This is a genomic window from Sorangium sp. So ce185, assembly GCF_051526825.1.
Classification (GTDB): Bacteria; Myxococcota_A; Polyangia; order Polyangiales; family Polyangiaceae; genus Sorangium; species Sorangium cellulosum_D.
The window spans coordinates 7,007,380-7,032,799 of record NZ_CP150316.1; the positions used below are offsets into that span (position 1 = coordinate 7,007,380).

Here is a 25,420-nt window from a genome sequence, read left to right on the forward strand (position 1 = left end):
AATTCATGATGCCCGCTCGGCCGTATCACCACAGAGCTCCGTCGACGCCGCGACCCAGACGGCCAGATCGCAAGCGGCTTCGCCGCGCGCAGCGCGTGCGCCGCGCGCAGCGCGTGCGCCGCGCGCAACACGTGAGCCACGCGCAACGCGTGTTGTGCGCGCAGCGCGCACAGCCCACGCGACCCACCCGACCCACCCGACCAACGACGGCAAGACCCGCCGCGGTCATCGGGCCTGCGTCGCGGGCCGGGGGCGTTGACAAGGATATCGGTCTTTGCTCCCATAGCGAGTTCCTTCGGAGCGGCGCGCGCGTCTGAGGACGGCCGGGGACATGGTGGGCACGGGTCAAGACAGCTCGGACGCGGAGCCGACCCAGACGGCGATCATGGGCAAGTACCGCCCGATCGCGAAGCTCGGCCGGGGCGGGATGGGCGACGTGTTCCTGGCGATCGCGCGGGGGCCGGGGTCGTTCAACAAGCTCGTCGTCGTCAAGCGCCACCGCGGCGTGGGCGGCGACGGCGAGAAGATCGTCACCATGTTCCTCGACGAGGCGAAGCTGTCGGCGCGCCTCAACCACCCGAACATCGTCCAGACCTACGAGGTCGGCGTGGACGAGGCCGGCTACTTCACCGTGATGGAGTATCTGGAGGGCCAGCCGCTCAACGCGATCATGAGGGCGGTGGCCCAGGGGGAGCCGGGTGCGGACGGCTTCGCGCGCGGCGTCTGGGTCCGGATCGTGGCCGACGTGCTGGGCGGCCTCCACTACGCGCACGAGCTCTGCGATTACGACGGCACGCCGCTCGGCATCGTTCACCGCGACGTCTCCCCGCACAACATCTTCGTCACGTACGACGGCGCGGTGAAGCTGCTCGACTTCGGCATCGCCAAGGCGTCGATCAACACGGACCTCACCGAGACCGGGAAGCTGAAGGGCAAGACGTCCTACATGGCGCCCGAGCAGGCGGCCGACAGCGCGGGGATCGACCGGCGGGCCGACGTCTTCGTGGCCGGGATCGTGCTCTGGGAGCTCCTCACGCGGGAGCGGCTCTTCGGCGGCGACGCCGTGAGCGCGCTCTGGAAGCTCGCGGCCGTGGACGAGATCCAGCGGCCCTCGCTCGTCCACCCGGACATCCCGCCGGCGCTCGACGCAATCGTCGCGCGGGCGCTGGAGCGCGACCCGGCGAAGCGGTACGCGACCGCGCAGGAGATGCGCGCGGCGCTCGAGGACTACCTGCGCGGGTCCGGCGAGGACGTGCGGTCCGACGAGATCGGCGCGCGGATGCTGGCCGTGTTCGCGGAGCGCCGCGCCAGCATGCAGCGGCAGATCAAGGCGTACATCGAGCAGGGCGCGGGCCGCCCGAGCGTGATCCTGGAGCCCCGCCTGTCCCGCCCGAGCGCGATCGAGGGCTCGGACGGGCGGCGCCTCCAGGCCCTGACCCCCCTCGATGAGGAGATCGGCCAGCGGACGGCGGGGCCGCCGGGCCCCGTGCGCGCCACGTCCGACTCGACGAGCCTGAAGCCGGCCCTCCGCGCGGCCGGCACGCCGCAGCAGCGCAGCTACCTCATCGGGGCGCTCGGCGTGGCCGCCCTGATCGCGGCGCTGGCGATCTCCGTGCGCCGACCGGACAGGCAGGCGCGCTCCGTCGCCCCTGGGGCCGCCGCGCTCGCCGGGTCCGCCGCCGCCGCGGGCGCCCGCTGCACGGGGACGCTCCGCGTCCGGATCACGACGGGCGCCACCGGAATGGCGACCGACATCGCGCCGCCGTACAGCTACGGAGTCTACGACTACCTGCGTCACCTCAACGACAGCCATGGGGGGATCCGCGGCTGTCCCATCGACGTCGACATGAGGGACGCGCAGTACGACCCGGCGAGGACGGAGGAGGTCATCGCGGCGTGGCGGCGGGAGCCCGCGTGGAGCGAGGTCTCCACGCTGTTCATCTTCGGCACCGGGCCGACCACGCGCGTCGCGCCGAAGCTCGCGGAGGAGAAGAAGCTCATCATCCCTGGTTCGTACGCCGGCTCGCTCGCCACGCCGGTGCCGATCTCGGCGGACGTGCCCTACGCCGAGTTCAACGCCCTCGGACAGAGCATCTCGGCGACAGAGCACAAGACGAGCCCGGGCTATCCGTACATCTTCTTCCCGGCCACGGACTATTCGACCGCGATCCGCATCGGGGTGAAGGCGGCCTGGAAGATCGCGCCCGGGCGCATCGCGATGGTGCACGACACGATCGACCGGTGTCTTTACTGCGTCGATCCGCTGGCGGCGGGCAAATCATACGTGGAGCACCTGCCCGGCATGCTGCTCGGCGAGGATCTCGTCGTGCCGCAGACGTCTTCCCTCGAGGACGAGGGGCTCATCGTCGAGGCGGTGACCCGCTATGTGAAGCGAGAGATCGAGAAGAGGCGGGCGGACCCGTCCTATGTCCCGACGAGCTGGTTCTGGGCGGGCAACAGCGTCGTCTCGTCGTCCTTCGTCGGCAAGGGCGCCGCCGCCGCGCAGAGGCTCATCGATCAGGCGTTCCCAGGGCAGGCGTTCCCGCGGAGGGACCGCTGGCAGCTGCGGGTGATGGCGAACAACTGGGGAATCGGCGAGCGGACGCTGTCGATCTGCGGGGCCGACTGCGCCGGCATCTTCTACGGGCTGTTCCCGGTCCCGATCTACGGCGACACGCAGCACTCGAGCGGGATGGCGGAGATGCTGCGGATCCACCGGGTGTACCGGGAGAAGGACGATCACCCGCTCGACCGGTATCAGGACCAGTTCTATGTCCAGGGCCACGCGGCGGCGCTCATGTGGCGCGAGGCCGTCGAGCGGGCGGTCGACGCGGGGCGGGAGCGGCCGACGGGAGAGGACCTGAAGAACGCGCTGGAGTCGTTCCAGAACGTGGTGCTCGACGGGATGACGGCGGGGCCGATCTCGTTCAGCCCGACGGACCATCGGCCTCAGGCGAACGAGTCGGTGTATACGATCCGCGCGAGCGGGGACGCGGGGGGCGTGGCGTTCAGGTTCGTGGATCATTATTCCATCGAGCTCGACCCGAAGTGGCTCGGGTACTGACGCCGTCCCCCGTCCCGCGAGGCTTGCTGTGGACGAAGCTCCACGGTGTCCTGTCCGCCGCGGCCATCGCTTTCTCTTGACAGCCAAGGCGCTGAGACCGCTATCGTCGAGCGTGCGTTCAGCCTCCTTCTTGCGCCGCCTCGCCCCTGTCTTGCTCGCCGCGCCGCTCGGATGCCATGGCGCCGATGAGCCACGAAGTCGCGCCAGGGAGCACGGCATCGAGGCGGCAGCCGCCGCGCTCACGGCGCCACGCTGGGACGTCGCGCCGCCGATGAACGTCGCCCGGAGCAGGCACACGGCGACACGGCTGCTCGACGGGAAGGTCCTCGTGGCCGGTGGAGCGAGCGCCACGGCCGAGGTGTACGACCCTGACACGAATACATGGACGCTCGTCGCGTCGATGAGCACGCCGCACACGGGGCATACCGCGACGCTCCTTCCGGACGGCAGGGTCGTCGTGGCCGGCGGCATGACCGAAGCCGTGGAGATCTACGACCCTGCCACGGACACATGGACGCTCGCCGCGCCGCTCCTCACGCCGCGCGAGCGCCACACCGCGACGCTCCTGCCCGACGGCCGGATCCTCGTGGCCGCCGGCGAGCTCGAAGAGTGGATGATAAGGACGAGCGAGATCTACGATCCCGCCTCGGATACGTGGACCGACGCGGGGTCGATGGCGCAGGCGCGCTCCTCCCACGCGGCCGCGCTCTTGCCGGACGGCGACGTCCTCGTGGTGGCCGGGGTGGGCCCCTCCGGCGACCCCATCGGCAGCGCGGAGCGCTACGATCCGGCCACGGGCACGTGGACGGCCGCGGGCTCGATCCAGAACCGCAGAGGCCACACCGCGACGCTCCTCGGGAATGGCAAGGTGCTCGTCGCCGGCGGCTACACCGACTACGGCGGTGAAGGGTTCTCCTCCACGAACCGCAGCGCGGCGCTCTACGATCCGGCGAGCAACACCTGGACGACCGCGGCGCCGCTGAACGTCGCCCGCGACAGTCACACGGCCACGCCGCTCGCCGATGGGCGGGTGCTCGTCGCCGGCGGCGGCGCGATCGCGGAGGTCTACGATCCGGCGAGCGGGACGTGGTCGCTCGGCAAGTACCTGAACACGGACCGGAGCGGCCACACCGCCACGGCGCTCGCGGGCGGGCGGGTGCTCGTGGCCGGCGGCGGGAGCGCGAGCGTCGAGGTGCTCGCGCTCGCGGCCCCGGGCGCTCCTTGCCTCTTCGCGGGCGAATGCGCGAGCGGCTTCTGCGTCGATGGCGTCTGCTGCGACACCGCGTGTGACGGGGGCTCGTGCGACGCGTGCGCGGTGGACGCGGGCGCGTCGGCGGACGGCACCTGCACGCCGCTGAGCGGTGCCGTGTGCGGCAGCGCCGACGGTTGCACGGCGAACGGCGTCTGCCAGGCGGGCGCTTGCGTCGGCGATGTGCCGGTCGGCTGCCAGCCCGCGTGGACGCCGGCCGGGAACATGCCCGTGCCGCGGCACGACGGCACGTGGGCCGAGCTCGCCGATGGCCGCGTGCTCGTGGCCGGCGGGTACGACAACGACTGGAACGATACCCTGTCCGCGAATCTCTACGATCCGGCGACGAACGCCTGGAGCGACGTCGCGCCGCTCTCGCGCGCGCGCCGCAAGCCCGCGTCGATCCGGGTCTCGACCGGCGAGATCCTCGTCGTGGGCGGCGATTCGCCGTCCACGGCCGAGGCCTACGATCCGGCGAGCGACACGTGGTCGCTCACCGGCGCCATGGTCGCGCACCACGATCCGAGCGTCGCTCTCCTGCGGCTCCCGGACGATCGTATCCTCGCCGTGGGCGGCGGGACGGCGGTCGCCGAGGTTTACGATCCGGCGACGCGATCCTGGGCCGCGACGGGCTCGCTCGGCGTCTCGCGCTCGAGGCATTCGGCGGTCCTCTTGCACAGCGGGAAGGTGCTGGTGAGCGGCGGCGCCGGCAACCCGGCGACGGCGGAGCTTTACGACCCGGCCACGGGGACGTTCTCCCCGGCCGGGACGCTGACCTTCGCGCATTCCGGGCACAAGGCGACGAGGCTGCTCGACGGCAGCGTGCTCGTGGTGAGCGGCGACGGCGCCGATCGGTATGACCCGGCCACGAATACCTGGACGCCCACGCGAGCGTTGCTCATGCCGCCCGCCGATTTCACGGCGACGCTGCTCGCCGAGGGTCGGGTGCTGGTCACGGGCGCGGCGAGGGTCCCGCACGCGCAGGTGTACGATCCGGCGACGAACGACTGGTTTGTGACTGGGCCCCTGGACGTCGCGCGCCGGCGTCACACGGCCACGCTGCTCGGGAACGGAATGGTGCTCATCGCGGGCGGCAAGGAATGGACCGGCGGCAACGAGTGCACCCTCCGCAGCGCCGCGGTGTACGACCCCGCGAGGAATGATTGGTCGGCGGTGCAGAACATGAGCAGGCTGCGCGACGCTCCGTCGTCCGTGCTGCTCGATGGCAATCGCGTCCTGGTCTTCGGGGGGTTACTGGCGGGGTGTTCGTCCGGAGACGGCGACCCCGAGGCGCATGGAAGCGCGGAGATTTACGAGGGCGGCATCACGCCGGAGGGCAGCGGCGGAAGCGGCGCCGCGGGCGGCTCCGGGGGAATGGGCGGCGCAGGCGGCTCTGGTGGATTGGGCGGCGCAGGCGGCTCTGGTGGATTGGGCGGCGCAGGCGGCTCTGGTGGATTGGGCGGCGCAGGCGGCTCCGGTGGATTGGGCGGCGCAGGCGGTTCCGGTGGATTGGCCGGCTCCGGCGGTCAGGGCGGTTCCGGCGGTCAGAGCGGCTCCAGCGGAAGCGGCGGCGCGGGCGGCTCCGGGGGAATAGGCGGCGCGGGCGGCATGGGCGAGGCCGGCGGCGGCACCGGCGGCATGGCCGGCTCCGTCGGTCAGGGCGGTATGGCGAGCGTGAGTGGCTCCGGCGGCTCCGGCGGCAGCGAGGAGCCGGACGGCGGCTGCCGGGCCGCCGCCGGCTCCGCGGAGAACAGCGGGCGCGGGTTCGCGGCGCTCGTGGCCCTGAGCGCCCTCTTCGCGCGCCGCCGCAGGCGCTGAAACGCAGCAGGCCCGCAGTCTCGTCGCGCCAGCGCTGGAGCTCCCAGTCGAGCGCGAGGCGCAGCACGCCAGAGCTCGATGTTCCGCCGCGCGAAGGGACAGCTGCGCGCTCAGGAGAGCGCGCTGACCATGACGTAATAGCCGTCGGGATCGCGGAGGGCGAACTCGCGGGTCCCGGTGGCGGGATTCGTCTGGGGCTCCTCCTCGAGCTGACTCACGAGGGCCCTGGCGCGCGACAGCGCCTCGTCGAAATCATCCACCCGGAAGAACAGCAATAGCCCATTGCCAGGCTCCGCGCGTTCGGGACTGACCAGCGTCGGGTGCTCGTGGGATCCCCACTTGTGAAGGCAGAGCAGCACCGTCCCGTCGGTGTCGAGGATTTGGCCGAAATAGTCATGAGCAGGCGACGACTCCGGCTGACCGAAGAGCGTTCGATACCAGTTGAAGCTGCGAGCCACATCAGCGACCCCAATGATTGTCCACGTGCGCTTCACGGGCTCCTCCTATGGCGTGACGCCGCGCCAGTCTACCGCCGCGGAAAGCGCGGTCGGCAGAAGCGGCTTGCCGGGCCGGCTGCGTTCCGCAGCGCGTCCTGAGCACCCTGCGGGTTCGTAACATACCGTCGACGCTCCCGCCGAGACAACGGCCAAGCTGCCGGCCGCGACCGAGGCCGCCCTCCTCGAGATCGCGCTCGGCTTCCCGGCGTCGGGCCGCGCGTCCCCGGCGCGGCCGCTTCTCCGCCCCGGGCCCTCGGTCCGCCTCTGGACCTGCCGCGGTGACCGAAGGGGCGATCAGCCCCGGAGAGATGATCCGCTACGTCGGCCCGGAGATCCGCCAGAAGCCGACCCTCGCGCTCCCCCACAGGTCCGGGCCGACCGGGCCCTTGCCCCAGAAATGATCGTCGTAGTTCGGGAGCGTCCAGCCCGCGCCGTAGACCCCCATGATCGCGTAGATCACCTTGTCGTCGGGCTGGACCTCGATCGCCGTCGTCGCCCACGCCTGCCGGAGCGGCGCCGGGCTCGTGTCGTCGAGCAGGCGGCTCGCGAACATCGACCCCTCGTTCGTGTCGTCGAACGACTCGGTCGCATATCCGAGCAGGAGGTGCAGGCCGTCGAACGCGTTCGACCACCGGAGACGCCAGGCGCCCGCGTCGTCCTGGAGCGGGCCGCAGGCGGCGACCACCATCCACTCCAGGTTGGAGTTGCCCCAGTGAGCGTCGCTGAAGTGAAGGATCCGATCGCTCATGGCGCTGCAGAACATGAACCCGACGCCGTTCGCGTGCCCCGTGTAGAACGTGAGATCGACCGAGTCCGCGTACGACGCGTCCTGGCCGCCCATCGCCGGGTCCTTGAAATCGACCTCCCACGCGCGGAGCTCACCCCAGTTGAAGCGGTGCTCGACGCCCCCCTCCTGGAAGCTCTTCAGGAGACCATCGACGTTCGCCGCCGAATGATCGAGGCCGCCGCAGCGCCCGACCCACTCGGCGCCAACCACGGCGCCGCCCTCGTTCGCCGACGGCGCCGCGGGCGCGCTCGGCGCCGCGGGCGCGCTCGGCGCCACGGGCGCGCTCGGCGCCACGGGCGCCGCAGCGCGCGCGAACGGGAGCTGCCGCGCCGCCGTCGCGACCAGGCCGTCGGCGTCCGTGACGTAGAGGGTGAGCGTCTCCGTCTCGCCGCGAAGCGCGGGGCCGTCCAGCGAGATCCGCACCGCCGCCCCGTCGGCGCGGTCAGGAGCGAACGACCGCGCCGAGGTTACCCACCTGTACGTGTACGGCGCAGTACCCCCGGTGACGCTCGCCTCCGCAGAGAGGGTCTCGCCGTCCTCGCGCACCGTGATCGCCGCCCTCGGAACGTCGATGACGGCCGGGACGATCACCTTGCGGACGTCCACCACCTCGGCGCCGAAACGCCGCCTGCCGCTGCACACGTAATGAGGGAGGATCCGGCGCACCTCGCGGGAGAGCGGCGGCGCGTAATAGACGAGCTCCGGCTCGGCCGCGACGATCGCGCCGCCGCCGAGCGCGCGGGCGCACAGCGCGGGGGCCTCGGCGGCCGGGACGATCGCGACGTCCTCGCCGCGCGCGAGGTCGCGCCGCGCATAGACGAGGTGGGTCACGGCGCCCTCGGCGTCGAACGTCACCCGGACCTTGGCGCCAGGGCCGATCAGCCGGAGCCCCTCGAGCGCGTCGCGAAAGCTCACCTGCGTGTCGAGGGCGGCCCGCGCCACGTAGCGCCCCTGGGCGTCGCTCGACTCGAAGAGCGAGTGGCCGACGGCGACGTCGCGCCCGAAGGGCAGGCGCGCGCCTTCCAGCGCGGCCCACGCCCGCGCCGCGGCGTCCGTCTCCGGGAGGACGCGGAGCGCCGCGAGCGCCTCGATATCCAGGGCGTCGTCGCCCCTCTCGGTGGCGAAGCCGCGCTCGTCGCGGAACCCGGGCGCGGGCGGGTAGGCCTTCCTCGTCGGCAAGCGCTGGAACCTCGCCCGGTCGAGGTAGCGAATCGCCCCGTCGGCCCCGAGCGCGGCGCCGCCCCAGAGGCCCTCCGCCGCGAGCCCGAGCGCGCCGGCGAGCGCGGACGCCCGCGCGACATCGGCGCTCCGGCCGATCACGCGGTACGCGGGCAGGGAGCTCGCCCACCGGGACAAAGGCGCCGTGCCGGACGCACCGAGATCGGCGCTCTCCGGGAGATCCTCGCGGGCGTCGCGGCCGCTGCACCCCGCGACGCCGAGACCCATGACGAGAACGATGCCCAACACCCCACCCGGTGATCTCTTCACGAAAGTCCCCCTTTCCCTTCGGTTGCGGCGAGGGTCGGCGCGCAACTCCGGAGGAATCGATCTCGCAGGAAGCCCGCGCGCGGCCCCCCCGGCCCGCGACGCGGGCCCCACGCATTGCAGGACCCAAGCCACGGGGGCGGCGTCGATGAGCGGCGCGCGGCGCCGCCGGTTCGCGGCGTTTCGGCCGAGATTGACCGGATCGCGCGCGGCTCCTAGGCTGCCGCGCATTCCATGACAGCGCACACGAAGGACGGAGAGAGCGCGCCCCGCCCCGGCGATCGAACACTCGAAGGGACGGCGGACCCCGGCGCGCGCCTGTTCCTCGACTTCCTCTCCTCGCTCCGCCCCCGCGTCGAGGCCGCGCTCGAGCAGCGCTGGTGCGCCGCGGCGGGCCACGCGCAGCGCTACGGCCGCGAGGTCTCGGCGATGATCGCCGAGGCGAGGAGCCTGACCCTGCGCGGCGGCAAGCGGTTCCGCGCGGCCCTGCTCGTCGCCGCCTACCAGGGCGTCGCGCCGGACGCGCCGCTCGAGCCCGCGATCGACGCCGGCGTCGCGCTCGAGCTGCTCCAGACCTACCTGCTCATCCAGGACGACTGGATCGACGGCGACACCGTCCGCCGGGGGGACCGCACCGCGCACGTCGCGCTGACCGAGGTGCTCGGCGATGCGCACCTCGGGGCCTCGTCGGCGATCCTCGCGGGCGACTTCACGTGGAGCCTCGCGCTCGGCGCGCTCGCGGGCGCCGGGGCGCCGCCGGAGAGGACGCTCGCGGCCGTGCGGCTGTTCTGCGCGATGCACGAGGACGTCGTGATCGGGCAGCACCTCGACGTGGTCGGGCGGGCCGAGGACGTCGAGCAGATGCACGCGCTCAAGACCGGCAGCTACACGGTGCGCGGCCCGCTCGCGCTCGGCGCCACGCTCGCCGGCGCCCCGGCCGAGACCGTGGCGGCGCTCGAGCGGTTCGCGGCGCCGGTGGGCGTCGCCTTCCAGCTGCGCGACGACCTGCTCGGCACCTTCGGGAGCGCCGCCTCGACCGGCAAGCCGGTCGGCAACGACCTGCGCGCCGGCAAGCGCACGGCGGTGCTCGCGGCCGCCGAGGGGCGCCTCGACGCCGAGGGCCGGAGCGCCGTCGAGCGCGCGCTCGGCCGCAAGGACGCGAGCGACGACGACGTGGCCGCCGCGACGCGGGCCCTCGAGGCGTGCGGCGCGCGGCGCGCGGTCGAGGAGCGGCTCGACGCCCTGTGCGGCGAGGCCGAGGCCCTCGGGCGGTCGCTGCCGGTGAGCGCGCCGGCGCGGCAGATCCTGTGCGGCGCCGCGAGCGCGCTCCGGTGGACGGGCGCATGATCGAGGCGCTCGGCCAGGCGTCCGGCAAGGTCATCCTGCTCGGCGAGCACGCGGTCGTGTACGGCGCGCCCGCGCTCGCCGCCGGCATCGAGCGCGGCGCCCGCGCGCGCGCGACGCGCGCTCCGGAGGGCGCGCGGGCGAGCGCGCTCCTGCTGGGCGGCCGCGAGCACGGCGCCGCGCCGGCCGAGGGGGACGTCGCGCAGGCGTTCGCGGCGCTCCTCGAGGCGCTCCCCGGCGCCGGCCCGGTGCGCGTCGAGGCGGAGAGCGATCTGCCGCCCGGCGGCGGCCTCGGGAGCTCGGCGGCGCTCGGGGTCGCGATCGCCCGGGCGGTCGCCGCGCTCGCGCGCGCGTCGGCTGCGGACATCGCGTCGACCGAGGCCGGCGCGCCGGCCGCCGCGCCGGGCGCCCTCACCGCCGCCGCCGAGGTCGCCGCGGCGGCCGCCTGGGAGCGCGTGTTCCACGGCAACCCGTCGGGCATCGACACGGCCGCCGCCGCGCGCGGCGGGTGCTTCCGCTTCACCCGGGCGCACGGCGCGACCCCCCTCGCCCCGCGCGACGACCTCTGGCTGTGCGTCGGCTCCACGGGGGTGCCGTCGTCCACGCGCAGCATGGTCGAGCTCGTGGCGAAGCTCTTCGAGCGCAAGCCCACCGTGGCCGAGACCTCCATCGCCGGCATCGCCGCGCTCGTCGAGAACGCGGCCCTCGCCATCGAGGCGGGCGACGCGATCGCGCTCGGCCGGCTCATGGACCTGAACCAGATGCTCCTCGCCGGGATGTTCGTCTCGACCGAGGCGATCGAGACCCTGTGCAAGCTCGCGCGCGAGGCCGGCGCGCTCGGCGCCAAGCTCACCGGCGCCGGCGGCGGCGGCTCGGTCATCGCGCTGCTCCCGCCCCCTCCGCCGGGCGGCGCGGCGGCGACGTCCAACGGCGCGGCGGGCCGCGTGCTCGCCGCCTGGCGCGACGCGGGGTACAGCGGCTTCGTGACCCGCGTGAAGGCAGGCGCCGCCACGGCGGCGCCGGAGGATCAAGCATGAGCGCCGTGAGCCGGGCGACCGCGATCGCCCATCCGAACATCGCCCTCGCGAAGTACTGGGGCAAGCGGGCCGACGGGCACAACCTCCCCGCCGTGCCGAGCCTCTCGGTGACGCTCGCCGGGATGGCCACGACGACCGAGGTCGCCTTCGATCCGTCGCTCGATCGCGACGAGCTCCACCTCGGCGGCGCGGCCGTGCCGCCGGACGCGGAGGCCGCGCGCCGGGTCGCCGGGCTCCTCGACCGGGTCCGCGCCGCCTCGGGCCGGCGCGAGCGCGCCCGCGTGGTCAGCCGCAACGACTTCCCCACCGCGGCGGGGCTCGCCTCGAGCGCGTCGGCGTTCGCCGCGCTCGCGCTCGCCGCGAGCGCCGCCGCGGGCCTGCCCACCGCGCCCGCCGCCGTGAGCGACCTCGCCCGGAGGACGTCGGTCTCCGCCGCGCGCTCCGCGTTCGGCGGCTTCGTCGAGCTCCGCGCCGGGCGCCCCGGCGACGAGGCGCTCGCGGCGACCCCGCTCGCGCCGGAGGACCACTGGCCGCTCGCGGTCGTGATCGCCGTGACGCGCGAGGGCCCGAAGGACGTGGGCTCCAGCGACGGCATGCGGCACACCGCGGCGACGAGCCCGTACTTCCCCGCCTGGGTGGACGCCGCGCCGTCGCTCTTCGCCGCGGTCCGCGCGGCGGTCCTCGCCCGCGATCTCGCGGCGCTCGGCGTCGCGGCCGAGGCGAGCGCCCTGTGCATGCACGCCTCGAGCATCGCCGCCTCGCCGGGCCTGCTCTACTGGACCGGCACCACCGTCGAGGTGATCGCCGCGGTGCGGAGGCTCCGCGCCCAGGGCACGCCGGCGTTCTTCACCATCGACGCCGGCCCGCACGTGAAGGTCTTCACGGCGCCCGAGGCGCAGCCCGCCGTGGAGAAGGCGCTGCTCGCCGTCCCCGGCGTCCTCCGCACCATCTCGGCCGCCCCCGGCGGCGGAGCCCACCTCGCGTCCGGGGGCGCGGGCGCGTGATCGTCCGGGCGCCTGGCAAGCTGGTCCTCTCGGGCGCGTACGCCGTGCTCGAGGGCGCGCCCGCGCTCGTGGCCGCGGTCGATCGGTACGTCGTCGCCGATCCGGCGCGCCAGGCCGACCTCGTCACCGAGGAGGTCCAGGCGGCGATCGACGCGGGCGCGCTCGACAGGGCGGCGTGGTTCGACGCGTCCGCGCTCCGGTCGGCGGCGCCGGATCCCACGGCGGGCGCGCCGGCCGGGGCGGGCGCGCCGCCGCGCGAGGCGAGCCGCAAGCTCGGCCTCGGCTCGAGCGCCGCCATCCTCGTGGCGACGCTCGCGGCGCGCGCCGCGGCGGCCGCGCCGACCATGGCGGCGGCCGCGGCCGCGGCGGCGTCGGCCGGCCGGCCGATGCCCGCGTGGGACGCCCGCGCGCTCTTCCTCGCCGCGCTCGCCGCGCACCGGCGGGCGCAGGGCGGGGGCAGCGGCGTCGACGTCGCGGCGAGCGTCTACGGCGGCGTCCTCTGCTGCCGGCTCGGCCCGGACGGCGCGCTCGCCGTGACGTCGCACGCGCTGCCGGGCGGGCTCGCGATCGAGGTCTACGCCAGCGACGCCTCGGCGCGCACGAGCGCCATGCTGGAGCGCGTGCGCGCGCTCGCCGCCCGCGACCCGGGGGCGCACGGCGCCCTGCTCGGCGCGGCCGCCGAGGGCGCGCGCGCGGCCGTCGCCGCCGCGGACGCCCGCGCCTTCGTGGCCGCGCTGGATCGCCAGATCGACGCGCTCGCGGAGCTCGGCGACCGCGCGGGCGCGCCGATCGTCACCCCTGCCCTCGCGCGCCTCCGCCCCGCCGCGGCCGCCGAGGGCGCCGCGCTCGCGCCGAGCGGCGCCGGCGGCGGCGACGTCTCCCTCTTCGTCGGCGGCGCGCCGCCCTCGGCGGCATGGCGCGCCGCGGCGGCCGCGGCCGGCCTCGAGCGTGTGCCCATGTCGCTCGGCGCCCCCGGCGTCCACGTGCTGGACGCAGCCCGCCCGCCGCACGCCTGAGCGCGCCCCCTCCCCGATCGTGCGCCGCTCGGTGCCGCGGCGCTTGGCACGGAGCCCGCTCTGCTCGCTCCGGGATCGACGGCGGCGCTGCGCTCCGGCGACGCACCGCGGACCCTCCACGAGGCCTTCGAATGCGAAGAACGAGACAGGCATGAAAACCCTGGAGCTCGCGATGCCGCAGCGCCGCCAGAAAAGCATGACTTTTCATGGTGTTACCGCGCGGGCGTCCGATGAGCGCGGCGGGCGTCGGGTCCCCCGAGGCGGGCTCCGCGGGCGTGTCGCTGACGGCGTGGGCGCGGCGAGCGTGACCTGCGTTCACAGCGCGCCGGCGCGGAGCGCGCGCGATCGCGCCGGGCGCCCGACCCGTTGATTCGGCCGCGGGGGGTGGTGAACGGGGCGAGGTGGCACGAGGACAGAGGACGAGGTGAGGAGGGGGCTCCATGACGACGTGCGATCGAGAGCTTTGCCGATTCGAGGATGTGCTTGGCGCGAGCATGGCCGAGTCGAGGGCGACGCTGGCCGCGTTCGGCGTCCAGGTCGCACCGCTGCGGAGGCGCACCGCCCGCACGTACCTGGGTCGGGTGCTCGTCCACCCGTACAACCTGCTCGTCGTGGGGAGCGTGCTCCTCCTGAGCTTCATCGGCTGGAGCCCGCTGCTCTTGCTGCTCGGCCTCGGGGCGGAGCTCGTGATCCTGTGCGTCGTCCCCTGGCGCGGCTACTTCCGCCGCAGCATCGACGCGCAGCTCGACGAGGCCGATCGGGCGGCGTGGTCGCGGGCGCGCGAGAGCCTGATCCGGCAGATGGACATCCGTCACCAGCAGGAGCTCGCGCGCCTCGACCGGCTGATCGACCGCACCCGCGAGAACATCCGCCGCCGCGGCGGCGCCGTCCCGCTGCTGCTCGACGACGGCTTCGGGCTGAGCCGCCTGCTCATGAGCTACATCCGCCTCGCGATCGCGCACAAGGCCGGCCAGGAGTCGCTCGCCATGACGAACCACAGCGAGCTCATGGAGACGATCCGATCGCTCGAGGCGATCCGGAGCGCGTCCGCGGGGCGCACGCGCGGGCTGTCGGAGCGGCGGCTCGCGATCGCCTACCGGCGCGCCGAGTGCTGGAGCCGGACCCGCGAGGGGCTCGAGGTGGTATCGCAGAAGCTCGCGACCATCCTGGAGCTCATCCAGCTGATGCACGAGCAGTCGATGACGCCCGTGGACTCGCCGGCGACCTGCGCGGAGATCGACCGGTTCATGCGCGAGCTCGACGGGTTCGACACCGGCGAGAGCGCGCAGCGCGAGCTCGAGGAGCTCGACATGGACATGGACAGGGCGTTCGAGCTGGAGGAGCTCGAGGCCGAGCCCACCCAGCACAGCCGCCCGCCGATGCGCCTGGTCGCGCGGTGACCCGGCCCCCGCCGCGCCGGCGACTGGAGACGCGCACGCCGAAGGGAACCTGCCCCAGCCCCGGGGCTTTATCGCTCCCCTGGCATCGTGTTGGTAGCGAGGTCTGACAGCAGCGCGCTCACGCCGCGCAGCACGTCGTCGGTCCCCTCCACGTCGAGCCCCGCGAAGCATCGCTCCTGGTAGCTGGGCTCCGCGAGAAACCGCTCGGCCGCCTTGCGCAGGTCGTGAAGCGGCGCCGATCTGTAAGCGCCCTCCGCTGCGGCCCAGGCTGCCTCCGGGATTGGCCCGTGTGACACGCGCAGCACGGCGAGATCCACAAGATCGCGGGAAAGATCGTCTCGGTCGGCCCAGCGGTCGGAGTTCGCGAGGAGCTTCTCGGCGAACGCATCGGTAACGGACAGGAGAGGTACCGGCGTCCACGCGGCCTGCGCCGCGGGGCCGAGCGCGATGCGCGCTTCGCGGATCATCTCCACGCGGATCGACGTGCCCCCCACGACGACCGGAAAGCGCAGGCCATACTGATCGGTGCGAATTTCTCGCGGAAAGCCGAAGGTGGCCCTCGCGGGCGCGGGAAAGAGCGCGTCGTACCCGCGCTCTCGCACCGCCAGGCGAAGCTCCGCATATCCCCCCGGATCGGAGCACACGAAGTCGAGATCGCGCGACAAGCGGTACTCGCCATGCGCCAGAGCGAGGCATGTCCCGCCGCCGAACCGGAAGGATGTCCGCGCGAGCACGTCCGCGTCGAGAGCCTCGAGCACGCGCGCCATGGTGCGGTAGAGCTCACGCCGGAACATCGAGCACGCTCCCGTAGCGCTGGATGAGCGCCCGCACGAACGCGGCCTCCTCGGCGGAGAGATCGGCCGTCACGCCGCGATTCCGCCACCCGCGCTCGTAGCGTTGGAGCATCTCGAAGGCGGAGAGCTCGCGCCATCGGGCGTCGAACCAGGACAAGCTCTCCAGGAACGGGAGCTCGTCCGGGATGATCAGGTCGGCCGCCGCGCCGTCTTCTGGGTTCATGGCGTCCATCGCCCGGCTAGTATATCGCTCCCCCGTGACCCTCCCCACGCCCGCGCTCCCCGTCGACTGAGCCGATGCCCACGCCCGACTTCCTCTCCGCCCTCCTCCGCCCCGAGCTCGCCGAGCTCCACGCCTACACCCCGGTAGCGGGCCACTTCCCCGTGCGCCTCGACGCCAACGAGAGCCCGCCGCTCCTGTCGGCCGAGGCGCGGGCCGCCCTCGCGCGGGCCGCGGTGCCCGAGGACTGGGGCCGCTACCCCGACGCGCGCCTCGTCGAGCTCCGCGAGGCCATCGCCGCCCGCTGCGGCGTCGAGCCCGACGAGGTCCTCGCCGGCGTCGGCTCCGACGAGGTGATCTCGATCCTCCTGACCGCGCTCAGCCGCCCGCGGCCGGGCGCCGACGCGGCGAGCATCGTGACGACCAGCCCCACCTTCGTCATGTACAAGCTGAGCGCCCGCGCGCGGGGCATGCGCGCCGTCGAGGTCCCGCTCGACGCCGGCTGGGACCTCGACGTGGCGGGCCTCGTGCGCGCCGTCGAGTTCGCGCGCCCGAGCGTCGTCTTCATCGCCTCGCCGAACAACCCGACCGGCGCGCTCGCATCGGCGGACCGGCTCGATGCGGTCATCGCCGCGGCGAGCGACGCCCTCGTCATCGTCGACGAGGCGTACATCGACTTCGCCCCGCGCGACCAGCTCGCCCTGGTCCGCAAGCACCCGAACGTCGCCGTGCTGAGGACGCTCTCGAAGATCGGCCTCGCGTCGCTGCGGGTCGGCTGGCTCGTCGGCGACCGGGCGCTCGTCGCCGAGCTCGACAAGGTCCGCCAGCCCTACAACCTGCCCGTCCCGTCGCAGCGCGCGGCCACCTTCGCCCTGCGCGAGCTCGGCGGGGAGCTCCGCCGCGCCGCCGCGTTCATCACCGAGGAGCGCGAGCGCCTCGCGCGCGGACTGACCGAGCTCGGCCTCTCCGTCGCCCCGAGCCACGCGAACTTCCTCTGGGTCGGCACGCGCCGCCCTGCCGGGGAGGTCTTCGAGGCGCTCGCCGCGCGCGGCGTCCTGGTGCGCAGCTTCCACGGGGCGGGCGGGCGCCTCGCGCACCGGCTCCGCATCACCGTCGGCCTCCGCGAGGAGAACGATCGCCTCCTCGCCGAGATCGCCGCGTGCGCGTAACCCCGCCGCCCCCTGCCGCGCGGCTCGCGGCGCTCGCGGCGCTCGCGCTGACCGCGGCCTGCGCCGCGCCCGAGGTCGCGCGCTCCGTGGACGGGCAGATCCTCGTGGGCCGCCAGATCTCGGCGCGCGCCTACGCGCTGTACGCCATCGGCGCCGAGGCCGAGGCGCGCGGCGACCTCGAGACGGCCCTGGAGGCGTACGAGCTGGCGGAGGACAGCGATCCCGAGAGCGCGGACATCTGGACCCGCGTCGGGTCGGTGCGCTGCCGCCTCGGCCGCCGGGAGGCGGCGGACGACGCGTTCGACCGCGCCCGCGCGATCGATCCCGACTACGCGCCGGCCCACCTCGAGCAGGCGCGGTGCGATCTCGCGGCCGGGCGGCCCGCGGCGGCGCTCGGCCGCGTCGAGCGGGCGGTCCTGCTCGATCCGGAGCGCGACGACGGCGTCCTGCTCCGCGCCGAGATCCTGCGGCGGCTCGGCCGGTCGGAGGACGCGCGCCTGTCGCTGCGGGCGCTGCTCGTGCGCCACCCCTTCTCGGCGGACGCCTGGCGCGCGCTGCACGCGGTGGCCCTCGAGGCCGGAGATCGCCCGGCCGCCGAGGAGGCGGCGCGGCGGCTGCGCGAGCTCGCCGCGCGGAGGACCGCCGCCGCCGAGCGGCCGGCGGCGCCGCGGGGGCCGCTGGCCGAGCTCGACGACGCGCTGGTCCACGGGCAGCTGCGCCGCGCCCGCCGCCTGGCGCGCGACGCGGATCTGCCGCCGGCCGAGGTCGCGGTGCGCGCGGCCGCCCTGGGCCGCGTCGGCGAGGCGCGCGAGCAGGCCGAGCTCGTCTCGGCGGCCGATCCGTCGAGCGCCTCCGCGCTCGTCGCGCTCGCGGTGGCGGCCGATCTGAGCGGCGATCTCGAGGCGCTGGCCCGCGCCTGCGACGCGCTCCAGGCGCCCGCGGGCGGCGGCGCCGCGGTGCCCCCCTCGCCGCTCGCCCGGCTGCTCTTCGCCGAGCTGCTCTTCCGTCGCATCGGCCGCGACGCCGCGCTCGCCTGGCTCGGCCCGCCGGGGCCCCCCGCGCCCGGCGCCCGCGATCCGCTGTCCCGCGAGGTCGAGCGGCGCGTTCACCGGGAGCTCGCGGGGGGCGCGCCGGCCGCGCCCTGAGCTCAGGGCGACGGCTTCGCCTTGTTCTTCTTCGCGTTGTACTTCTCGAGATCGAAGTTGAGCTCGAAATCGAGGGTGTTCTCGCCCTCCTTAATCTCGATCTCCTTCTTCACGTCCTGATCGATGGCCGGCAGGAGGGCGGCGGTGAGCACCTTGCCCACGGGGATGTCCTTGATCTCGAACTGCCCGTCGAGGCCGGTCACGTCGTGCGTCGCGAACTTGAGCACGAAGACCTCGGCCTTGAGGAACGGCTTCGGCATCTTGTCCACGAGGTGGTAGTAGCCCGGCTGGGGCGGGAAGAACTTCACCGCTTCGCCTTGCGGCATGGCGACGAGAACGGCCATGAACGGGGCGCCCTCGAGGTTGGGCATGTAGGGCTCGAGCAGGTCGAGGTTCGCGACCTCGAGCCGCTGTCCGAACGTCATGGCCACGGTGCGGGTCGAGAACGCGCACCCGTGGATGGTCACCTTCTCGGCCTCTTCGCGCTCGGGCACGTGGCCGCTGTAGTTGACGACGGTGACGAGCGCGTCGGCGACGGCGTTCTGCTGCCCCACGCGGAACAGCCTCCCGTAGGTGGCAGCGGCCTCGCCGCACTTGCCGGTCGGAAAGCTGAGCCCCGTGTCGGGCGGCGGGTCTCCCTTGATGGTGACCCGCCCTTTCAGCGTCCCCGTGGGCCCGCTGTACGGCGCTTGCCGCTTCGGGTTCGTCACCTTGAGCACCGCCTCCGAGGTCAGCGAGATCGCGGGCGCATCCGCCGCCTGCGCGCTCGCCGCCGCGCTGGCGCTCGCCGCCGCGCTGGCGCTCGCCGCTGCCGGCGCCGCGCTCCCTGCCGGCGCCGCGCTCCCCGAGGGCGAGCCTCCGCTCGTGTTCCCCCCCTGACACCCGAGCGCCCCGAGCAGCGCGACGCTTGCCGCGCGCATCCGCCAGTTCCCCGCTGTCCTCTGCATCGTCTCGCCGTTCCGCATCGGCGCCGACTTTAGCAACTCGCGCGCCCCGCGCAGCACCGCGGTTTCGCCGCACGAGGGCGCGAGCGCCGCTAGCGCCGGTGCCATCGCCGCCAAGTCAGTTGGCGGCGCGCTGCCCCGCGGCGCGCCGACAGATCATCGTGAGCCCGCACCGATCCCGCACCGCTATGCCAGCCCAAGCGCTGCCGAGCGGGGGTTCACCCGCACAGGAGACGGGCCCAGATCGGCGTTTTCGGCGCGCAGGCGTACTCCAGTACGCCGAGCACCGAAAACGTCGAGGTGGGCCCGTATCCGCAGCGGGTGGACCCCCGCTCTAGTGGGAAGCGAGGACCGCGCGCACCGCGATCCCGAGCGAGGTCGTCGGCCAAATCCCGAGGACCATGACGAGCACCGCCGACACGACGAGCGCCGCGTTGACGTACCCCGACCGCATGGGCCGGGCGATCGGCGCACCCGGCGCCGGCTCGCGCATGTACATGAACACGAGCACCCGCAGGTAGTAGTACGCCGACAGCACGCTGTTGAGGAGCAGCGCCACCGACAGCGTGTACAGCTCCGCGCCCATCGCCGCCTTGACGATGTAGAGCTTGCCGAAGAACCCGGCCGTCGGCGGGACGCCCGCCAGGGACAGGAGGAACAGCGAGAACGCGAGCGCCGCCACCGGGTGCCGCTTGCCGATGCCCGAGAGGTCCTCGTAGCTCACCGCCTCCGCGCCGCGGCTGCCGCACAGGATGAGCGTGCCGAACGCGCCGACCGTCGAGACCGTGTAGGCGAGCAGGTAGAACATCACGCTCGCCTGCGCGTCCTCGCTCGCACGCACCGTCGCCGCGACGCCGACGAGCAGGTAGCCGGCGTGCGCGATGCTCGAGTAGGCGAGCATCCGCTTCACCGACTCCTGCCGCCCCGCGATGAGGTTCGCCACCGTCATCGTGAGCAGCGCCATCACCGCCACCGCCGGCGGCCAGCCCGCCGCCCACGACGACAGCGCCGGGCTGCCGAACGCGCCGAGCAGCACGCGCAGCAGCGTCGCGAACGCCGCGCCCTTCACCGCGACGGCCATGAACGTCGTGGCCGGCGTCGGCGCGCCCTCGTAAGCGTCGGGCGTCCACATGTGGAACGGCACCGCGCTCACCTTGAACGCGAGGCCGACCAGCATCAGCGCCGCCCCGATGAGCAGGAGCGCCGGGTTCGGCGCCTTGTCCCCCGTCGCGCCCGCGATCGCTTGGCCGATCCCGGCGAGGTCGGTGTGCCCCGTCGCCCCGTAGATCAGCGCGCCGCCGTAGAGCAGCAGCGCCGCCGCGAACGAGCCGAGCAGGAAGTACTTGATCGCCGCCTCGGTGCTCCGCGGCGACGTCCGGCGGAAGCCGGTCAGCGCGTACGCCCCGAGCGACATCGTCTCCAGCCCGAGGAAGAGCGTCAGCAGATCCCCCGCGCCGGCGAGGATGATCGCGCCCACCGTCGAGAAGGTCAGCAGCGGGTAGAACTCCCCGCGATCGAGCCGGTGCTCGGGGAGGTATCCCCCGGCGAGCAGCGCCGCCAGCGCGCCGCCCAGGCAGAGCACGAAGGAGAAGAACAGCGTGAAGCGGTCCATCACCAGGTAGGGCGCGAGCACGTCGACCCCGTCCAGCGTCTCGGGGCCGACGAACCCGACCGCGCCCGAGAACACCGCCCCGGCGAGGAGCGTGATCGCGGTCCCGAGCGCGATGTCGGACGACGGGCCGGAGCGGCGGTCGTGCGACTCCTCGCGGCGATGCGAGAACGCCTCCGCCACCATCAGCAGCACGCCGCCGAGCGTGACGACGAGCAGCGGCGACACCGCGATGAAGGGTCCGAGGTTCATCGCGCCGCCTCCCCCGCGCGCGCCGCGAGCTTGCCGCCCGCCGGAGGCTCGCGCCGCGCCTCCTCGTCACCCCCCGCCGCGCCCGCGCCGGAGCCCAGCACGGGCGCCCCCTTCAGGAAGGCGGGGGAGAACGTGTCCTCCGGCAGGAGCTTCGCGTTGCGTTCGTCCGCGAAGAGGATCGCCTGCCCGGAGACGACCTTGAACTGGTTGTACGTAGACAGGACCGACTCCTTCATCCGATCGAGGAAGACGTCAGGGAACAGGCCGATCACGAAGATCATCAGGATGAGCGGCGCGAGCGCCAGGCCCTCGCGGGGCGTGATGTCGGGCAGGTGCTTGTTCTTCGGGTTCGTGAGCGGCCCGAAGAACATCTTCTGCACGACGCTCAGCATGTAGACGGCCGCGAGGATGACGCCCGCGGCGGCGCCCACGGTGTGGATCCCGCTGAAGACCCCGAGGCGCTCGGACACGTAGGTCGCGGTGATGATCATGAACTCGCCGATGAACCCGTTCGTGCCGGGCACGCCCACGGAGGCGAACGTCACGATCAGGAACAGCGTCGCGTAGACCGGCATCACCTTGGCGAGGCCGCCGAACTCGGAGACCTGGCGGGTGTGGCGGCGGTCGTAGATCACGCCGACGAGGAGGAAGAGCGCGCCGGTGGAGACGCCGTGGTTCACCATCTGGAGCACCGCGCCCTGGATCCCGCTCGGCGTGACGCCGAACAGACCGAGCATCACGTAGCCGAGGTGGGCGACCGACGAGTACGCCACGAGGCGCTTCACGTCCGCCTGCTTCCAGGCGACGAGCGCGCCGTAGATCACGCCGCCGAGGATCGCGATGCCGGCCAGGTTGGCCGCGAGGCTGGAGGCCGGGCCGGGGAAGAGGCCCATCGAGAAGCGCAGGTACGCGTACGTCCCGATCTTCAGCATCACCGCGGCCAGGATGACCGAGCCGCCGGTCGGCGCCTGCACGTGGGCGTCCGGCAGCCACGTGTGCACCGGCCACATCGGCACCTTGATGAAGAACGCGATCGAGAACGCCCAGAAGCAGAGCATCTGGGTGCCGCGCGGCAGGACCACGCGCGAGAGCGCGAGGTAGTCGAAGGTGTACGCGCCCGTGAGCTTCTGGTTCGCCCACACGAGGTACACGATGCCCGCGAGCATCAGCATCGAGCCGGCCATCGTGTAGACGAACAGCTTGATCGCCGCCTTGATCTTCTCGACGCCGCCCCAGATGCCAATCATCACGAACATCGGCACCAGCATCAGCTCCCAGAAGAGGAAGAACAGGAACAGGTCGAGCGCGACGAACGCGCCGAGCATCGCGCCCTGCAGGAGCAGGAGGCAGAAGCAGAGCTCCTTGATCCGGTTCTTGATCGACCCGAACGACGCGTACGCCGCGATGGGCGCGATGAACGTCGTGAGCAGGACGAGCCAGAGGCTGATGCCGTCGATGGCGACGTGCCACCGGATGCCGAGCGACGGGATCCAGTCCTTGATCGACTGGAAGTGCCAGCCCACCGTCATCGGCACGCTGAGCAGCCAGAGCGACGCGAGGAAGCCCGCGCCGAGCACGGCCAGCGTGAAGCCGCGGAGCAGCGAGAGCATCTGCCGCGGCATGAACAGCACCGCCGCGGCCCCGACGAACGGCAGGCCGATGAGCACGTTGAGGAGCGACGACCACTCCCCGGACGCCTCCGCCGCGGCCGCCGCCGCGTCGGACGGCCAGAGCCACTGCACGCCGAGCACGGTGAGCGCCGCGATCAGCCCGAGGCCGAACCGCTGCCACGGCGTGTACCCGGCGCTCGCGTGGGCCTCGCCGTGGCCGTGGTCGTCGCCGTGCCCGTGGTCGTCGCCGTGCCCGTGGTCGTCGCCGTGCTCGTCGCCGTGCCCGTGCTCGTCGCCGTGGCCGTGATCGTGGTCGTCGCCGTGGGCGCCGTCCGCGCCCTGCCCGGCGCCCCTCGGGAGGAGCGCTCCGACGACGCCGGCGGCGAGCGCCGGCCAGTAATGGGTTACGAGGTCGAGCGCGCTCATTGCAGGCCCTTCGGCTGGATCAGGTCATGGATCTGCTCCGCCGGGGTCGTCCCCGGGGGGAGCGTGGGCACGTCCGGGCCCCGCATGGAGGTGGGGCCCGTCGGGTTCCCGCGGGCCGTCGGCCGCGAGAACGTGAACGTCTCCGTCGCCTCGCGGTTGAAGGCGTTGCGCACGCGGAGCACGATGTCCTTCTTCTCGCCCGGCTCGAGCTTCACCGTGACGTCGGTCGACTCCGAGAAGTCGCGGGCGGGCACGCCGGGCCCCTCCCAGCGGTACTGGTAGCCGAGCCCCGGCGCCGCCGAGAGCTTCACCTCGCCGGACCGGCGCAGCTCCGCGTCGTCGACGTTCGCGTCGGCGTGCGGGTTGACCAGGAACCAGCCGACGCCGGCGAGCCCGACGACCATCGACGCGGCGTAGACCTGCACGCGGCCCGTCTGGAGCGCGCGCAGCACCGTGCCGAAGAACCCGACCAGCGCGGCGGAGAGCTTCGCGATGACGCCGTCGATGATCCACTTGTCGGCCATCGTGAAGATGTCCGCCAGCGCGTCGACCATGCCCACCACCGTGGCGTTGTAGAGCTCGTCGATCCGCCACTTGTCGTAGACGAGCTGGTGGAGCCCCGGGAAGCTCTGCGCGAAGCGCCGCTCGGGCTCGCCGCGCTTGTTCCAGTACACGAGCATCGCGAGGCCGATGCCGGTGAAGCACGCGGCGACGCCGGGCAGCATCATCGGGAAGAGCAGCCCCTCCACCCCCTCGCGCGCCTGGACCGCCCTCGACGTCATCGAGAAGACCGGCTCGAGCAGGTGCGCCAGCGGCGCGAACGCGTGGTTGTGGGTGAGGTGCACGAGCGGCTCGGCCATGAGGAAGCCCGCGAGGACCGACAGCGCCCCGAGCACGATCAGCGGGATCGTCATCGGCAGCGGCGACTCGTGCGGCTCCGGGCCCTCGACCTTCTCGCCCGGCGCGTGCGCGTGGTGGTCGTCGTGGTGGCCGTGCGGGTGCGGGTCCTTCCAGCCGCGCACGATCGTCCAGCCGCGGAACTCGCCGTGGAACGTCAGGAAGTACGCGCGGAACATGTAGAAGGCGGTCATCGTCGCGGCCAGGATGCCGACCCAGTAGATCGCCGGGCCGAGCCAGTCGGGCCACTGCCACACCGGCTGCCCGCGCGTCGAGACCGACGCGATCCGGCTGGAGAACGCGCGCCAGAGGATCTCGTCCTTGGACCAGAACCCGGCGAACCCGGGGAAGCCCGCGATCGAGAGGCACGCGAGGAGGAAGGTCCAGCGCGTGAGCGGCATGTAAGCCTTGAGGCCGCCCATGTTCCGCATGTCCTGGGACTGGTCGGTGTCGTGGATGCGGGCGTGCATCGCGTGGATCACCGAGCCGGCGCCGAGGAAGAGGCAGGCCTTGAAGAAGGCGTGCGTGAGGACGTGGAAGAAGCCGGCCGCGAAGGCGCCGACGCCCACGCCGATGAACATGAACCCGAGCTGGCTCACCGTGGAGTAGGCGAGCACCTTCTTCAGGTCGTTCTGGAAGAGCCCGATCGAGGCCGCGAACAGCGCCGTGGCCACGCCGGTCACCGCGACGACCGCCATCGCGAACGGCGACAGCACGAACACCGCCGAGAGCCGGGCCACGAGGTAGACGCCCGCGGTCACCATCGTCGCGGCGTGGATGAGGGCGGACACCGGCGTCGGCCCGGCCATCGCGTCCGGCAGCCAGATGTAGAGCGGGATCTGCGCGCTCTTGCCGGCGCAGCCGAGGAACAGCGCGAGCCCGACCAGGGTCGCCGCGTACACGAGCACCGGCTGCGACGGGATGATGAAGCTCAGGAAGCCGGGCACCGTGTCGGCCGACATGTTGCCGATCGGCCAGACCTTCACGGCAGAGAGCAGGTTGCCCGCGTTCGCCGCGATGCCGTCGAAGTTCAGCGTGCCCGTGTAGTAGGCGAGCATCGCCATCGCCACGAGGAGGCCGAAGTCGCCGATGCGGTTCACGACGAACGCCTTCTTGCCCGCGCTCGCGTTCTTGTCGTCCTTGAACCAGAAGCCGATGAGCAGGTAGCTGCACATGCCGACGCCCTCCCACCCCACGAAGAGGACGGCGAGGTTGTCGGCCATGATCAGCACGAGCATCGAGAAGCAGAACAGGTTCAGGTACGCGAAGAACCGGTAGTACCCCGGGTCCTCGCGCATGTACGCCGACGAGTAGAGGTGGATGAGGAAGCCGACGCCGGTGACGACGAGGATCATCGTCCCGCTCAGGCCGTCGACGCTGAAGGCGACGTCGATCGGGATCGACTGGCCCATCCGGCCGCTGATCGAGAACCAGCGCCAGGCCGTCCAGGTGAGCTTGCCGCCCTCGTGCGGCAGCATCAGGAACGTCGTCACGGCCGCCAGGAAGGCGCCGCCGAGCGCGGCGAGCGCCATCAGCCGGACCGCGTCCTTGCCGAGGCGCTTGCCGAAGAGGCCGTTCACGAACGCGCCGAGCGCCGGCAGGCCGAGCACCACCGCGAGCAGCGCGAACTCGGACGCGGGGAATAAGACTCTC

Annotated in this window: 17 protein-coding genes; 9 read left to right on the forward strand and 8 right to left on the reverse strand. The window is 73.3% G+C overall.

The window, feature by feature from the left end:
• Positions 1 to 331: 331 nt before the first annotated feature.
• Both WMF26_RS25420 and WMF26_RS25425 read left to right on the forward strand, forming a co-directional pair.
• Positions 332 to 3,064 (forward strand): protein kinase domain-containing protein, encoded by a 2,733-nt coding sequence (locus tag WMF26_RS25420; protein ID WP_437994788.1) that lies wholly within the window; start codon positions 332 to 334, stop codon positions 3,062 to 3,064.
• 271 nt (positions 3,065 to 3,335) lie between these two features.
• Positions 3,336 to 6,131 carry a Kelch repeat-containing protein gene (locus tag WMF26_RS25425; protein ID WP_437994789.1) on the forward strand — a complete coding sequence of 932 codons (2,796 nt, stop codon included), beginning with the start codon at positions 3,336 to 3,338 and terminating at the stop codon, positions 6,129 to 6,131.
• A gap of 110 nt (positions 6,132 to 6,241) precedes the next feature.
• Here WMF26_RS25425 and WMF26_RS25430 read toward each other — a convergent pair whose 3' ends face one another.
• Both WMF26_RS25430 and WMF26_RS25435 read right to left on the reverse strand, forming a co-directional pair.
• A complete protein-coding gene (locus WMF26_RS25430; RefSeq protein WP_437994790.1) occupies positions 6,242 to 6,625 on the reverse strand; it encodes a VOC family protein in 384 nt (127 codons plus the stop codon).
• A gap of 319 nt (positions 6,626 to 6,944) precedes the next feature.
• Entirely contained in the window at positions 6,945 to 8,861 is a 1,917-nt protein-coding gene (locus WMF26_RS25435) for a DUF6345 domain-containing protein (RefSeq protein WP_437994791.1), read from the reverse strand.
• A 273-nt stretch (positions 8,862 to 9,134) separates the two neighbouring features.
• Between WMF26_RS25435 and WMF26_RS25440 the strand changes: the two genes are divergently transcribed.
• The 5 genes from WMF26_RS25440 (at position 9,135) to WMF26_RS25460 (ending at position 14,701) form a co-directional block, all read left to right on the forward strand.
• Complete coding sequence (locus WMF26_RS25440) at positions 9,135 to 10,247, forward strand: polyprenyl synthetase family protein (protein WP_437994792.1); 1,113 nt, start codon at positions 9,135 to 9,137, stop codon at positions 10,245 to 10,247.
• Positions 10,244 to 11,281: a mevalonate kinase gene (mvk, locus tag WMF26_RS25445; protein WP_437994793.1), complete on the forward strand. Its 1,038-nt coding sequence runs from the start codon at positions 10,244 to 10,246 to the stop codon at positions 11,279 to 11,281. Before WMF26_RS25440 ends, mvk begins: the two co-directional genes overlap by 4 nt.
• Complete coding sequence (gene mvaD, locus WMF26_RS25450; RefSeq protein ID WP_437994794.1) at positions 11,278 to 12,285, forward strand: diphosphomevalonate decarboxylase; 1,008 nt, start codon at positions 11,278 to 11,280, stop codon at positions 12,283 to 12,285. The genes mvk and mvaD overlap by 4 nt, the downstream gene beginning before the upstream one ends.
• Positions 12,282 to 13,301, forward strand: coding sequence for a hypothetical protein (locus WMF26_RS25455; protein ID WP_437994795.1), 1,020 nt, complete (start codon positions 12,282 to 12,284; stop codon positions 13,299 to 13,301). Before mvaD ends, WMF26_RS25455 begins: the two co-directional genes overlap by 4 nt.
• A gap of 494 nt (positions 13,302 to 13,795) precedes the next feature.
• Positions 13,796 to 14,701: a hypothetical protein gene (locus tag WMF26_RS25460; protein ID WP_437994796.1), complete on the forward strand. Its 906-nt coding sequence runs from the start codon at positions 13,796 to 13,798 to the stop codon at positions 14,699 to 14,701.
• A 68-nt stretch (positions 14,702 to 14,769) separates the two neighbouring features.
• Here WMF26_RS25460 and WMF26_RS25465 read toward each other — a convergent pair whose 3' ends face one another.
• Entirely contained in the window at positions 14,770 to 15,495 is a 726-nt protein-coding gene (locus WMF26_RS25465; protein ID WP_437994797.1) for a nucleotidyl transferase AbiEii/AbiGii toxin family protein, read from the reverse strand.
• A complete protein-coding gene (locus WMF26_RS25470; protein WP_437994798.1) occupies positions 15,482 to 15,718 on the reverse strand; it encodes a hypothetical protein in 237 nt (78 codons plus the stop codon). Before WMF26_RS25470 ends, WMF26_RS25465 begins: the two co-directional genes overlap by 14 nt.
• Positions 15,719 to 15,792: 74 nt before the next feature.
• Here WMF26_RS25470 and hisC point away from each other — a divergent pair, with 74 nt between their 5' ends.
• The gene (gene hisC, locus WMF26_RS25475) at positions 15,793 to 16,884 is read left to right on the forward strand and encodes a histidinol-phosphate transaminase (RefSeq protein WP_437994799.1); all 1,092 of its coding nucleotides are present in this window, start codon (positions 15,793 to 15,795) and stop codon (positions 16,882 to 16,884) included.
• Complete coding sequence (locus WMF26_RS25480) at positions 16,875 to 18,029, forward strand: tetratricopeptide repeat protein (protein ID WP_437994800.1); 1,155 nt, start codon at positions 16,875 to 16,877, stop codon at positions 18,027 to 18,029. The genes hisC and WMF26_RS25480 overlap by 10 nt, the downstream gene beginning before the upstream one ends.
• A 2-nt stretch (positions 18,030 to 18,031) precedes the next feature.
• On the opposite strand, the gene WMF26_RS25485 is transcribed toward WMF26_RS25480, so the two are convergent.
• The 4 genes from WMF26_RS25485 to nuoL form a co-directional block, all read right to left on the reverse strand.
• The gene (locus tag WMF26_RS25485; RefSeq protein WP_437994801.1) at positions 18,032 to 18,949 is read right to left on the reverse strand and encodes a hypothetical protein; all 918 of its coding nucleotides are present in this window, start codon (positions 18,947 to 18,949) and stop codon (positions 18,032 to 18,034) included.
• Positions 18,950 to 19,307: 358 nt separating this feature from the next.
• On the reverse strand, positions 19,308 to 20,834 hold the full coding sequence (locus WMF26_RS25490; RefSeq protein ID WP_437948815.1) for an NADH-quinone oxidoreductase subunit N: 1,527 nt from the start codon (positions 20,832 to 20,834) through the stop codon (positions 19,308 to 19,310).
• Entirely contained in the window at positions 20,831 to 22,870 is a 2,040-nt protein-coding gene (locus WMF26_RS25495; protein ID WP_437994802.1) for a complex I subunit 4 family protein, read from the reverse strand. The genes WMF26_RS25490 and WMF26_RS25495 overlap by 4 nt, the downstream gene beginning before the upstream one ends.
• Positions 22,867 to 25,380 carry an NADH-quinone oxidoreductase subunit L gene (nuoL, locus tag WMF26_RS25500; RefSeq protein ID WP_437994803.1) on the reverse strand — a complete coding sequence of 838 codons (2,514 nt, stop codon included), beginning with the start codon at positions 25,378 to 25,380 and terminating at the stop codon, positions 22,867 to 22,869. Before nuoL ends, WMF26_RS25495 begins: the two co-directional genes overlap by 4 nt.
• Between the last annotated feature and the right edge of the window lie 40 nt (positions 25,381 to 25,420).

What these genes read in the sequence shown, in the direction of transcription:
- WMF26_RS25420 (WP_437994788.1), top strand. Translation starts at nt 332, where the DNA reads ATGGTGGGCACGGGTCAAGACAGCTCGGACGCGGAGCCGACCCAGACG.
- WMF26_RS25425 (WP_437994789.1), top strand. Translation starts at nt 3,336, where the DNA reads ATGAACGTCGCCCGGAGCAGGCACACGGCGACACGGCTGCTCGACGGG.
- WMF26_RS25435 (WP_437994791.1), bottom strand. Translation starts at nt 8,861, where the DNA reads ATGGGTCTCGGCGTCGCGGGGTGCAGCGGCCGCGACGCCCGCGAGGAT.
- WMF26_RS25440 (WP_437994792.1), top strand. Translation starts at nt 9,135, where the DNA reads ATGACAGCGCACACGAAGGACGGAGAGAGCGCGCCCCGCCCCGGCGAT.
- mvk (WP_437994793.1), top strand. Translation starts at nt 10,244, where the DNA reads ATGATCGAGGCGCTCGGCCAGGCGTCCGGCAAGGTCATCCTGCTCGGC.
- mvaD (WP_437994794.1), top strand. Translation starts at nt 11,278, where the DNA reads ATGAGCGCCGTGAGCCGGGCGACCGCGATCGCCCATCCGAACATCGCC.
- WMF26_RS25460 (WP_437994796.1), top strand. Translation starts at nt 13,796, where the DNA reads ATGGCCGAGTCGAGGGCGACGCTGGCCGCGTTCGGCGTCCAGGTCGCA.
- WMF26_RS25465 (WP_437994797.1), bottom strand. Translation starts at nt 15,495, where the DNA reads ATGTTCCGGCGTGAGCTCTACCGCACCATGGCGCGCGTGCTCGAGGCT.
- WMF26_RS25470 (WP_437994798.1), bottom strand. Translation starts at nt 15,718, where the DNA reads ATGAACCCAGAAGACGGCGCGGCGGCCGACCTGATCATCCCGGACGAG.
- hisC (WP_437994799.1), top strand. Translation starts at nt 15,793, where the DNA reads ATGCCCACGCCCGACTTCCTCTCCGCCCTCCTCCGCCCCGAGCTCGCC.
- WMF26_RS25485 (WP_437994801.1), bottom strand. Translation starts at nt 18,949, where the DNA reads ATGCGCGCGGCAAGCGTCGCGCTGCTCGGGGCGCTCGGGTGTCAGGGG.
- WMF26_RS25490 (WP_437948815.1), bottom strand. Translation starts at nt 20,834, where the DNA reads ATGAACCTCGGACCCTTCATCGCGGTGTCGCCGCTGCTCGTCGTCACG.
- WMF26_RS25495 (WP_437994802.1), bottom strand. Translation starts at nt 22,870, where the DNA reads ATGAGCGCGCTCGACCTCGTAACCCATTACTGGCCGGCGCTCGCCGCC.